This window comes from Tamlana sp. s12, assembly GCF_016767215.1.
In the GTDB taxonomy this organism is placed as follows: domain Bacteria; phylum Bacteroidota; class Bacteroidia; order Flavobacteriales; family Flavobacteriaceae; genus Pseudotamlana; species Pseudotamlana agarivorans.
In genome coordinates this window covers 892,116-904,271 of the sequence record NZ_CP068547.1, presented here as the reverse complement: position 1 = coordinate 904,271, position 12,156 = coordinate 892,116, and the positions used below count along the sequence as shown (strand labels likewise).

Below are 12,156 nucleotides of genomic sequence, written 5' to 3'. Positions count from 1 at the left end.
TGCTACTAGGGCTTATTAATTAAGCAAACTAACTTCCTACAATTGGCTTGAATTTATCCCAATTTGCACTAATGGCCCAGATGTTAATCGCTAATAATATTATTGCAATTCCTATGCCTGCTACATCATGTACTAAATGATGCACAAAAATCCCTATAACGACTGGAAGAATTATAATAGCACCTAATGCTCGTTTTTTTGGAATAGCAATGAGAATCCCACCGATAATTTCAACAATGGCAACCAATGGAAAAATCCATTTTATAGCCATAAATCCACCCATTATTTGCATCATGTCTTCAGACATTTCTGGCATTGGCATATAGTGGAAGAATTTGTTTAAACCTGAATTAATCATCATTAATCCGAAAAGAATACATAGAACTGTAAGGACTTTATTTTTCATTTTAAATATTGGTTTTTATTAATATGGCAAAATTAACTATTTTTGATTACCATTAGTAATCAGATACCTTTAGGTAACCAGTTACCTAAAGGTAATCAAAATCATTAGTAATGAAAAAGAAAGCACACAAAGAATGTATGTCTGCTCTGATTCCTGTTAGAGACACATTAGACGTGATAGGTGGTAAATGGAAAATTTTAATACTCATTTCAATTTGGGAAGGAAATAAACATTTCAGAGAAATTGAACGTAGTATTCCAAAATTAAGCACTAAAGTATTATCAAAAGAATTAAAGGATATGGAAGAAAACCAGTTGATTACTAGAACTGTTTTAAATGGTTTTCCTGTAAGAACAGAATACACCCCAACAGAACATTCTAAATCCTTAAAAAAAGTTATTTTAGAATTATACAATTGGGGCGTTAATCATAGAAAAAAAATCTTTGCCACCATTCCCAGTTAGTAAACTGTATGGAAATTTAAACTAGGTTTGGTTAACATGGCTACGAACACCAATATATTGGTGCAACCCAATTATTTCCCTGGAAAGTTAGCTTTTCGCTTTTCAAGGAAAGCGGTAGTACCTTCTTTAAAATCGTCGGTTCCAAAACAATCCCCAAAACCTTGTATTTCTACTTGAAAACCATCGACACCAGACTTAAAATTAGCATTTACAGCCTCGATAGCCGTACTTATTGCCACACTAGAATTACCGGTTATTTTATCAGCTAAACTTTCAGTAAACGATAATAATTCCTCTTGAGCAACCACATGATTCACCAAACCATAATGCAACGCCCGAGAAGCATTAATCATCCCTGCAGTCATAATCATTTCTAAGGCGCGACCTTTACCAATTAATTGTGGAAGGCGTTGTGTACCTCCATAACCAGGAATAAGCCCTAGAGAGGTTTCTGGAAGTCCTAGTTTCGCATTATTACTAGCCACGCGAAAATGACAAGCCATAGCCAATTCTAATCCGCCACCTAAAGCAAAACCGTTTATAGCGGCAATAACTGGCGTTGATAAATTTTCTATAAAATCGAATAAACTTTCGTGACCTTCAGCAGCTAACATTTTACCTTGAGCCGCTGAAAAATTTGAAAACTCACTAATATCGGCTCCTGCAACAAAAGCTTTTTCTCCACTTCCGGTAATTATAATCACTTTTGTTTCTTTATCGCGATCGGCAGCGTCAATGGCGTCATGTAATTCGCCTATTGTTTCTTTATTTAAAGCATTTAATTTTTCCGGACGATTAATAGTTATCGTACTAATGGCAGCCGATTTATTTAAAAGAATGGTATTATAACTCATAGCGAAGTTTTTTAAAATAAGTTGTGACATAAGCGAAAATGCCTATGTTTTCAAGTCTTAAATTTACTGATTTTTTAAAGCTTAACTGTTAAGAGTTTCTAAATTCGAAGTAATCAACATTCTAATTAGCGGTTGGAAAAGTCACTTTAAACGTGGTACCTTTACCTTTTTCTGAAACAAAAGAAATGGTTCCATTATAGGTTTCCACAATGTTTTTAACCATGGCTAGGCCTAATCCCATACCACTTGTTTTAGTGGTAAATTTTGGTTCGAAAACCATATTTTTACTTGCTTCGGAAATCCCCACACCATTATCTGAAACCGAAACAACCACGTTATTATTCACTTCTGAAACATTAACTAGAATTTTGGGCTCATCATTTTCAGACATCGCCTGAATCGCATTTTTAACAAGGTTGGTAACCACTCGAATTAATTGTGTGCGGTCTAATTTTGCAATGATATGTTCACGATCGGAAGAGAAAACAATATAATTTTCATTAAAAATATCTAAGGCCAGTTTAACAATTTCAACCACATTTAAATTTTCATTCTGTTGCGCAGGCATCTTCGCAAAATTTGAAAACGCCGAGGCAATAGAACTCATTGTGTCGATTTGCTGAATTAGAGTTTTGGTATATTCATCAACTTTTAAATAGATATTTTCATCTTCAGGATTAAACTTTCTTTGAAAGTCTTGCACCGTTAATCGCATTGGGGTTAACGGGTTTTTAATTTCATGAGCAACCTGTTTCGCCATTTCTCGCCACGCCTGTTCACGTTCACTTTTAGCCAATTGTATGGCACTTTCTTCAAGTTCATCAATCATACTATTGTATGAATTTACAAGCGTTGTAATCTCTTCGCTAGTATCATCTATAACAATTTTCTCATTTAACCTTTCTAAGCGTGTGGCGTTAATTTTATCACTAATGGTTTTTAAAGATTTGGTTATGAATTTTGAAAGCAAAAACGCCAATCCGATAGCCATAAAAAGCACAAAAGTAAAAGCATAAGCCATTCGTGTTAGGAATGCTTCAAGCTCTTTGGTTAAAAAATCGTCGTTTTCTAGATAAGGTATATTAAGGATAACTAAGGCCTTAGATTTCTGATCGGTAAGATAGGTGTATGAAGATAAAAAGGTTTCGCCGTTTTCCATGTGCTTATCAACATACCGATGGCCTGCTGTGTTAGAAATCGCATTTAAAACCTCTGTTTTGATGCATTTATCTGCAACATTATTTCTAAAACCTGCTTTTGAAGAGATGAGCAAAGTCCCATCTAAATCATATAAATTAATTTGAAGTTTATGGATATCGGCTATGTTATAAATTTCTTCCTTAAAAATAACGGCAATATTCTCAGTTTTAACCTCCCAAGTATTGTTTCTACCGTTAAGCACACGCTTTAAATGCGTACTGATACTATGCTCTTTTGCGTATAAACGGTCGTTGTGATAATCTTCACTCTGTTGTTTATATTGTTTGATGGCAACCACAGAAATAAGCACAGATCCCAGCAGCACAAGCATGATCATGGCTAGAAAAATTCGAGTACGAAGCGATGGTTTTTTAAATTTAAACGGCACGTCAATTTATATTGAATGATTTAAATATAGCAATAATTAAACCAAAGCGATTTAAAGCCAACTAAAAAGTAAAGAAGGCTAGTGTCTTATCATGTTAAGCATTCGGATTCTTATCTCGAATGCGTTTATACACCTTAAAACCAATCATAATAAGAATACCAAGAACGATGATTCCAACCACACCCCAAATCCAATTAATAGCATTTTTTAGCACTACCAAAAACACTACCGCAAAAAGAATAAAAGTGGCGCCTTCATTCCACATGCGCATAAAGTTTGATGTTTTTTTAACCACTCCTTTTTGTAGCTGCTTAAAGTACTGATGGGTTTTAAAATGATATACAAAGAGTAAAAGTACAAAGGCTAACTTAACATGCATCCAAGGTTGCTCTAGCCAATACGGCTGCAAAACAAGTAACCAAATCGCAAAAATAGTGGCTAATATGGCTGAAGGCCAGGTAATAATATACCAAAGTCGTTTCGCCATGAGTTTTAACTGATCTCCAAGGATTTCCTTATCTGGAGAAGGCTTATGGAAAGCTTCAATTTGGTAAACAAAGAGCCTAGGAATATAAAAAAGACCCGCAAACCAAGTGATAACGAAAATGAGGTGAAAAGATTTAATGTAATTGTAATATTCCATAATTATAATAGTAGATGTATTTTCAGACTTTAATCGGATTTAATGTCTTAACAATTTCACGATTTAAAAAATAGGCCGTTACAATCGTAGCCAAGGTATCGGCAATAGGAAAAGAAATCCATACGCCTAGTTCCCCATAAAATTGTGGTAAAATAAAAATAAGCGGAATAAAGAAAAACCCCTGTCGTGTTAAGGTTAGTAACAACGCCGGTTTAGCCTTTCCTATAGCTTGAAAATAAGCGGCACCAATAAGCTGCAGTGCTATTATGGGTGTCGCCGCAAATACCCATCGCATGGCACTTGGTGTCTCTTTTATCACCTCGGCATCGGTAGTAAACATTTTAGTGATCGCATCTGGAAAAGTCATTAATACTATAAACACTAAGGTCGCTAAAAGCGATGCATATTTAATAGCGATATAAATGGATTGTTTAACGCGATCGTACTGTTGAGCACCATAATTAAAACCAGCAATAGGCAAGAAACCTTGGGTAACACCTAAAACAGGAAACATAGCAAACATAAGCATGCGCCCAACAATCGCATAAGCGGTAACCGAATTAACACCACCTAATTCATACAGAATATTATTCATAAACAAATAGGTAACACTTACAACAGCTTGTCTAGCTAAAGTGACAAAACCTAAAGAACTTATTTCTTTAACCTCACTAAGGTGCAATCTGAAATGCGAAAAATTTAATTTTAGTTCGGAATGTTTCGATAAGAAAAACCATAAAATAAAAGCAAAACAAAATACGTATGATAAGGTCGTTGCCCAGGCAGCTCCCGCCATACCAAAATCCAATACATTTATAAAAAGATAATCCAAAAGCAAATTACTTACCGACGGAATCATCATGGCATACATCCCAAATTTGGGTTTGCCTTCAGCACGAATAACCGTATTACCCATCATACTCAACGCTAAAATAGGCACACCATAAAGCACAATGCGGTAATAAATTTTTGCAGGCTCAAAAATAGCGCCTTTACCTCCAAAAGAATGAATGATAGCATCTTGATAAAGCAATCCCACAAAAACAAAAGTGCAACAAAGCAATAAAGTCAAGGTAATTTGATTACCAAAAGTCTTAAGTGCTTTTGTATGGTTTGATGCCCCGAGTGCTCGAGATATAATAGAGGAACCACCTATACCGATGGCCATACCTAAAGCGGCAATAAAGAAAGATACCGGAAGTACAACATTTATAGCTGCAATAGCGGTTACCCCGATCCAGTGGCCTACGAAAATAGTATCAACTAATATATTTAAAGACATCACCAAAATTCCTATGGCCGCCGGAACAGCTTGTCTTATTAAAAGCTTTCCTATGGGCTGCGACCCTAAGTCTTGAGATGATATTTTTGCCATAATTTAATTTATGCTTGTGGCGTTACCCAGGTGTTGATCCAGTTAGACAATAAATCTACAAAAGGTTTATCATCATTCAAACAGGGGATGGTCGTAAATTCCTTTCCACCCATTTCATGAAAGATTTCTTGACCCTCCATGGCTATTTCTTCAAGTGTTTCTAAACAATCGCTAACAAAAGCAGGTGTTACTATAGCAATATTTTTTATGCCATTTTTCCCTAAACGCTCTATAGTTCTATCGGTATAAGGCAATAACCAAGGATCGAATCCTAAACGGGATTGAAACGATGTAGAAAAGGTACCTTCTTTCAGATTCAGTTTTTCGGCAACTAAACGCGTAACCTCTAGGCATTGATGTCTGTAGCAAAATTCGTGAGCGTTACTTGGTGTAGCACAACAACTCCCATCGATTTTACAATGCGATTTAGTGACATCACTTTTTCTAATATGACGCTCTGGAACCCCGTGATACGAAAACAATAAATGATCGATTTGCTTACCTTCCAAATGTCTATTTACGGAATTTGATAGCACTTCTATATAATCAGGTTTGTTGTAAAAAGCGGGAACAGATTCTATTTTTAAATTAGGAAAGGATGCCTGACGAATTTCTTCTGCCAAAACTGTGATGGTTTCGGTGGTAGCCATGGCAAACTGTGGATATAGTGGAAAAAGTAAAACCTCATCAACACCTTGATCTACCAATTCCTGAAGCCCTTTTTTAATGGTCATACTTCCATAACGCATGGCTAAAGCTACGGGCACATCCACTTGTTTCTGAATACCTTTTTGAAGTCTTTCTGAAATTACGATTAAGGGCGAACCTTCGTCCCACCATATTTTCTTGTAAGCTGCTGCCGATGCTTTCGGACGCGTTTTTAAAATAATTCCTTTTACAAGTGCCGTTCTAGCCACTAAGGGAATATCAATAACGCGCTCGTCCATTAAAAATTCACCTAAATATCTTTTAACATCTTTAGGCTCCGGACTATCGGGAGATCCTAAATTTACAAGTAATACGCCTTTTTTCATCAATTTTTTTAATTGCTACAAAAATACAATAGTTAATTGTAATAGCCCTTAAAATTTAGTTAAGGACAAAGACAGACAAAAAAAAGCTTCACAAAAGTGAAGCTTTAATTTATATTTTGATTATCAGCTTTAACTGATAGCGCAGTTCTTATTAATAATCGCTCACCGACGATTTATTATACACCCATTTAGGTAATGAAGCACTATCAAAATTTGGCTTGCCTTGTGTATTTACACTTTCAACACATACTGAATTCACTAAGTTTTTCACATTTAAAACTTCAAAAACTTTATCGTGTTGCGCTTTAGTAAAGTTTCCTAACACATAATCGATATCTACCGATTTGTAAACCCCATCTTCTAATAAATAAGCAAACATGGTTTTTACACTAGGCTCATAAAACTCAGTATTTTTATCGTAATCTTCTTCTTTTAGGATGTAGTTTTTTCCAGCAACTAGAAGGTATTCTTTATCCGATTTCAAATGCTTCACACTCACCGTTCCTCTAAAAAGTAAGTGATAATCGTCGTGATATAGTCCTGGTTTACCTTTTACACTCTTCTTATTAACTTCATAAAAAGAATCGAATGGTGCACGTCCTTCCTTATTAATACGAGAAGTAGGGATGTATTTAAGGTATTCGTCTTTAGTAGCAAAATGCGAAGGCAAATTCTCCGCACAATAGCCGTTATACCAAACTGGAGTAAAATCCTTGTTAAGTAAATTATGATTCCCTTTTTCAAAAATTACAGGGTGTTCATAAACTCTCGGGTTAAAAAATTTATAATTTCCTATTTGAAACAAATCGCAGTTTTTTGAAACTTTGGTTTCCGATCCGTTTGTTTTACATGATACAATCACACAAAAAATTAATAGGGTTTTTAGTAAAGTTCTCATCATAATTTGGGTTTAATGCAAGTTAATAGTGTTGGTGGCTATTAAACTTACTTGGTTAGTATAATTTAGTTGATTAAATTTTTCACTTTTTACCAATAAACTTATCGAAACCCGTCTTATACTTTTTTATGCTTTCAGAATCAATTCAAATAAAATAAGACATGCCACTAAGGTTGTTTTTAATTTTACCGAAATTGAGAGAGATGAAAACGAATTATAAAACGCATTCAAGTTCAATTGGTGTTTACCTAGCGGATGAGGGAGTGAATGTTCATTTAAAATAAATCTGAATTCTAAAACCTTTCAGTATCATTTTAAACATTCGTTAGCTAGTTACTCTAACAATTTGTACTACACCAATATAGGCAAAAACTGATACAAGTAGGATTATCCTTTAAAAAAATCGATGAAACGTAATTTTAAGAAGGTTTTTTCATACAAAACTGTATTACAGAACTTTAAGTGCAAGTTTTGTATTAAGGAAGAAAGAATATTAAAGCGACATTAATCTTTACGTAGTTGACGCTCTAAATATTGTTGATAAGCTTCTTGGTCTTTATTATTGTATTCACAAGCTTGAAAGATGCCACAAGAAGTATTAGATTGCACTAAAGATTTCTTTGACGCTTGCTCATAAAAAGCGGCAATTTCTGGAGTTAAATATTTCATATTCATCAAATTTAAATTCAACTTAATGAACTGATTTAGGCTTTTTGTGTTTAAGCGAAAAAGGACAATTTTTCAGCAAATGAAAAAAGTCTAAATCAGTTCAATGACATAATATATTTTTTTGGTGTCGTACCATACTTCTTTTTAAAGGCCGAAATGAAATGGCTGGAAGCACTGTACCCCACTTTTAATCCCACTTCATTGACATTATTTTCACCCGATTCCAATAATTTTCTGGCTACTTCCATTTTATAATCGAAAAGAAAGCTAAAAACCGAATCGCCATAAATTTGCTTAAATCCTTCTTTTAACTTTTTCAAACTCAAACCAATTTCATCGGCGAGTTCTTGTAAACTAGGCGGTTCTGCCATACGAGCCACAATAATATCTTTAGCCTTACGTATTTTTATCACATTGGTTTCATCAACTAAAAACGGACACTGCTCCACATCGGCATCTTCACTTCTATTAAAATACAAACTTAACAACTCATAAGCCTTACCTTTAAAATAAAGTTCTTTAATCGATTGATTCAAATTATAATTGATGAGCTGATTAAGGACAATGGCCATGGAAGGTGTAATCACACCATCTTTATAGTATTTTTTATCGCGATTGTCTTCGCTTAAAAAGGTAATATAATCGGCCTCGTGTGAAAAGAAACCATGAAACTTTTTAATAGAAATTAAAATAGAAACCATCCATGAGTACGGATTAATTTCTAAATGAATAGGCAAATCGCGTTGCGGATTATAGAGCAACAACGAATTTTCTTCTAGGATATTTAATTTGTAACGGCCTTCATTAAATAAAAACTGACTAGAGCCTTTTACACAAAAATGAAATTGAATATAATCACTATCTATATCTTTTACAGCCGATTGCACTTCGCTAGCTTCATTTTTAAAAGTAAGCACGATAACACCATCCTCAACGGCGGTTTCATTAAAAGTACTTTTAGCGATACTTTTATCGCTATCCAATTCCTGATTCATATCTGTTTTATTTAGATTGATTCTAAACTAATAAGCTACAATGACCCTATTTTAGTACTAAAATAGCATATTTCCTTAATATCCGTAAAAAACATCGCTAAAAAACCACAAACGACACTTAAAGTTCTTCTAGCGTTATTTTATCTGATGGCAGGAACATATTTTTGTGACATATTTCAGCGACCAGCATGCACAATAAAAATAAATCACGAGGTTCTTACTTTTACGCCATTGGCTTAAGTTACAAAAAAGCCGATGCCGAAATTAGAGGCCACTTTAGCTTAGACGAAGATGCCAAACAAGCATTACTAAAACAAGCCAAAGAAAATGGCATAGAAAGCCTTGTGGTTATTTCTACCTGTAACCGTACTGAAATTTACGGTTTTGCAGAACACCCTTTCCAACTCATTCAGCTGCTTTGTGACAATACCCGAGGCACTCTTGAAGAGTTTCAAAACGTAGCTTACATCTATAAAAACAATGAGGCGATATCACACATGTTTCGTGTAGGATCTGGTTTAGATAGTCAGATTTTAGGGGATTTTGAAATTATAAGTCAGTTAAAAACAAGCACCAAACTTTCTAGAAAACACGGTTTATTAAACAATTATACTGAGCGTTTGGTTAATGCGGTTATACAAGCGAGTAAGCGTATAAAAACTGAAACTGACATTTCATCTGGAGCCACATCGGTATCCTTTGCATCTGTTCAATATATCTTAAACACTATAGAAAACGTTTCAGATAAAAATATCTTGTTATTTGGTACGGGGAAAATTGGAAGAAACACCTGTGAAAATTTAGTAAAACACACTAAAAACGAACACATTACTCTAATTAACAGAACCAAAACGAGAGCCGAGCAAATTGCTGGGAAATTCAATTTGGTAGTTAAAGATTACGCTAATTTACAAGAAGAGATAAACAAAACAGACATCTTAATTGTAGCTACTGGCGCACAACGCCCTACCATTGATAAACATATCATTCAGTCGGAAAAACCACTTTTAATATTAGATCTATCCATTCCTAAAAATGTCGATTCTAATGTTGAAGAATTAGATCATGTCAATTTAGTACACCTCGATCATTTATCTCAAATTACCGATCAAACTTTAGAAGCTCGTAAAGCACATATTCCTTCAGCTGAAGTCATTATTGAAGAAATTAAAGCCGAATTTAAAAGTTGGTTAGAAACTAGAAAGTTTGCACCAACCATTAAGGCCTTAAAACATAAATTATCTGATTTTGCTGCCGCAGAATTAGACACACAACGCAAAAAAAATGTTGATTTTAATGAAGCTCAAGCCGAATTAATTAGCAACAACATCATTCAAAAAATAACGAATCACTTTGCTCATCACCTTAAAGATGATAATATTTCTACAGACGATAGTTTAGAACTTATTAAAAAAGTATTTCAGTTAGAACCCGCAACAAAAAATGTCTAAAACCATAAGAATTGGTACGCGCGATAGTGAATTAGCACTATGGCAAGCCAACATCGTAAAAATCCAACTGGAAGCCCTAGGGCATAAAACTAAACTGGTTCCTGTAAAATCTACAGGTGATTTAGTTTTAGATAAGCCTCTTTATGAATTAGGCATCACCGGTATTTTTACAAGAACGCTTGATATTGCCATGCTTAATGATGATATCGATATTGCCGTACACTCTTTAAAAGATGTCCCTACAGTGCTACCTAAGGGCATTATACAGGCTGCCGTTTTAAAACGAGGCAATGTTAACGATACCTTAGTTTTTAAACACAATGAAGAGTTTTTAGCTTCAAAAAAAGCAGTCATTGCCACCGGAAGCTTAAGACGCCGTGCACAATGGCTCAACCGCTTTCCTTCGCATACCATTGTAGATTTAAGAGGTAATGTCAATTCACGCCTTCAAAAATTACAAGATAACGAGCATTGGAACGCTGCTATTTTTGCTGCCGCAGGTATTGGTAGAATAGGCATTCGTCCTGAAGAATCTTTTAACTTAGATTGGATGATTCCTGCACCAGCGCAAGGGGCGATTATGATTACAGCATTAGAAAATGACGAATTCGTTAAAACCGCTTGTGCCGAATTAAACCATGAAGAAACCGAAATTTGCACCAGCATAGAGCGCGAATTTTTAAATAAATTAGAAGGTGGTTGTACTGCTCCCATAGGCGCATTAGCCTATATTAAAGATGAAGAAATTCACTTTAAAGGGGTGTTATTAAGCGAAGATGGCTCTAAACGTATTGATGTCACCCGAGTTAAAAAACTAGGTGAACATAAAGACATGGCCCAATTTTGCGCCGATTTTGTGATTGAACGTGGCGGTAAACGATTGATGGATAACATAAAATCCAGCAAGAAAACCACAGTCTTTTCAACAAAATCTCTTACCGAAGATCAACGCTTATTATTCCATGAAAATGTTGCAAGCGAAAGCTCCGATTTTATTAAAATAAGCCTAAATCGTATTCACCCTCGTTTCCTAAAAAACGAAGTTGAAAACGTAATTATAACCAGTAAAAATGCCGTACAGTCATTAATTACAAACTATTCGGCCTTAGAATTACAATTTAAAAATATTTACTGCGTAGGTCGTCGTACCAAACGCCTTGTAGAAAATACCATAGGAAAAGTTAAGCACTCCGAAAATAGCGCTAAAAAACTGGCTTCCTATTTAGTTGATTATTTAGAAGGTACTGAAGTCATGTATTTTTGCAGTGATTTAAGGCTAGACGATTTACCAAATATTCTAGAAGAAAATAACATTAAGGTAACCGAGGTAGAAGCATATCAAACTAAATTTGACGGATTTAAAGTTGCTGATTCTGTAGAAAGTGTCATGTTTTACAGCCCTTCTACGGTTGAAAGTTTCGTTCAAAACAACAAGTCGAACGTGATTGCATTCTGTATTGGTGAAACCACAGCTAAAGAAGCAAGAAAACATTTTGAAGATGTTCGTATTGCGAAAGTGCCAACGGTAGAAAGTGTAATTGAGTTAGTAAATACGCATTATACTTCCTAACAAGTAACTATTTTTTGGCTGCCATAAACATTTTATAACCACTGAACCGAAAAAGATTTAAAACTTTAAAGTAACCCTAAAAAGGAAACCTACTTTCTAGTTGAGAATTTAAAACTATGATAAATATCATTTTTGAAATATGATTTATCTATTAGTTTTACACGATTTCTGATTTCAGATAAAAGATTACCGCTTTCGCGGAACAAGAA

12 protein-coding genes are annotated in these 12,156 nt (G+C 34.6%); 3 read left to right on the top strand and 9 right to left on the bottom strand.

Annotated features, from left to right (window positions below; all coding sequences use genetic code 11):
- Positions 1 to 28 precede the first annotated feature (28 nt).
- The gene (locus JJL45_RS03860) at positions 29 to 406 is read right to left on the bottom strand and encodes a DoxX family protein (protein ID WP_068603373.1); all 378 of its coding nucleotides are present in this window, start codon (positions 404 to 406) and stop codon (positions 29 to 31) included.
- A gap of 110 nt (positions 407 to 516) precedes the next feature.
- Between JJL45_RS03860 and JJL45_RS03855 the strand changes: the two genes are divergently transcribed.
- Complete coding sequence (locus tag JJL45_RS03855) at positions 517 to 870, top strand: winged helix-turn-helix transcriptional regulator (RefSeq protein WP_068603370.1); 354 nt, start codon at positions 517 to 519, stop codon at positions 868 to 870.
- Positions 871 to 941: 71 nt separating this feature from the next.
- Here JJL45_RS03855 and JJL45_RS03850 read toward each other — a convergent pair whose 3' ends face one another.
- The 8 genes from JJL45_RS03850 to JJL45_RS03815 form a co-directional block, all read right to left on the bottom strand.
- A complete protein-coding gene (locus JJL45_RS03850) occupies positions 942 to 1,724 on the bottom strand; it encodes an enoyl-CoA hydratase/isomerase family protein (RefSeq protein ID WP_068603589.1) in 783 nt (260 codons plus the stop codon).
- 121 nt (positions 1,725 to 1,845) lie between these two features.
- Positions 1,846 to 3,261, bottom strand: a complete 1,416-nt coding sequence (locus tag JJL45_RS03845) for a sensor histidine kinase (protein WP_068603368.1) — start codon at positions 3,259 to 3,261, stop codon at positions 1,846 to 1,848.
- 145 nt (positions 3,262 to 3,406) lie between these two features.
- Positions 3,407 to 3,955 carry a CopD family protein gene (locus JJL45_RS03840; protein WP_068603366.1) on the bottom strand — a complete coding sequence of 183 codons (549 nt, stop codon included), beginning with the start codon at positions 3,953 to 3,955 and terminating at the stop codon, positions 3,407 to 3,409.
- Positions 3,956 to 3,977: 22 nt separating this feature from the next.
- Positions 3,978 to 5,330 carry an MATE family efflux transporter gene (locus JJL45_RS03835; protein WP_068603365.1) on the bottom strand — a complete coding sequence of 451 codons (1,353 nt, stop codon included), beginning with the start codon at positions 5,328 to 5,330 and terminating at the stop codon, positions 3,978 to 3,980.
- 8 nt (positions 5,331 to 5,338) lie between these two features.
- Positions 5,339 to 6,364: a ferrochelatase gene (gene hemH, locus JJL45_RS03830; protein ID WP_068603363.1), complete on the bottom strand. Its 1,026-nt coding sequence runs from the start codon at positions 6,362 to 6,364 to the stop codon at positions 5,339 to 5,341.
- Positions 6,365 to 6,515: 151 nt separating this feature from the next.
- The gene (locus tag JJL45_RS03825) at positions 6,516 to 7,265 is read right to left on the bottom strand and encodes a hypothetical protein (protein WP_202664258.1); all 750 of its coding nucleotides are present in this window, start codon (positions 7,263 to 7,265) and stop codon (positions 6,516 to 6,518) included.
- Between the two features lie 501 nt (positions 7,266 to 7,766).
- Positions 7,767 to 7,937: a hypothetical protein gene (locus JJL45_RS03820; RefSeq protein ID WP_202664399.1), complete on the bottom strand. Its 171-nt coding sequence runs from the start codon at positions 7,935 to 7,937 to the stop codon at positions 7,767 to 7,769.
- Between the two features lie 89 nt (positions 7,938 to 8,026).
- Positions 8,027 to 8,926 (bottom strand): helix-turn-helix transcriptional regulator, encoded by a 900-nt coding sequence (locus tag JJL45_RS03815; protein WP_068603358.1) that lies wholly within the window; start codon positions 8,924 to 8,926, stop codon positions 8,027 to 8,029.
- Between the two features lie 188 nt (positions 8,927 to 9,114).
- Here JJL45_RS03815 and hemA point away from each other — a divergent pair, with 188 nt between their 5' ends.
- A complete protein-coding gene (gene hemA, locus JJL45_RS03810) occupies positions 9,115 to 10,377 on the top strand; it encodes a glutamyl-tRNA reductase (RefSeq protein ID WP_068603356.1) in 1,263 nt (420 codons plus the stop codon).
- Positions 10,370 to 11,947 (top strand): hydroxymethylbilane synthase, encoded by a 1,578-nt coding sequence (hemC, locus tag JJL45_RS03805; RefSeq protein ID WP_068603355.1) that lies wholly within the window; start codon positions 10,370 to 10,372, stop codon positions 11,945 to 11,947. Before hemA ends, hemC begins: the two co-directional genes overlap by 8 nt.
- The last annotated feature ends 209 nt before the right edge of the window (positions 11,948 to 12,156 follow it).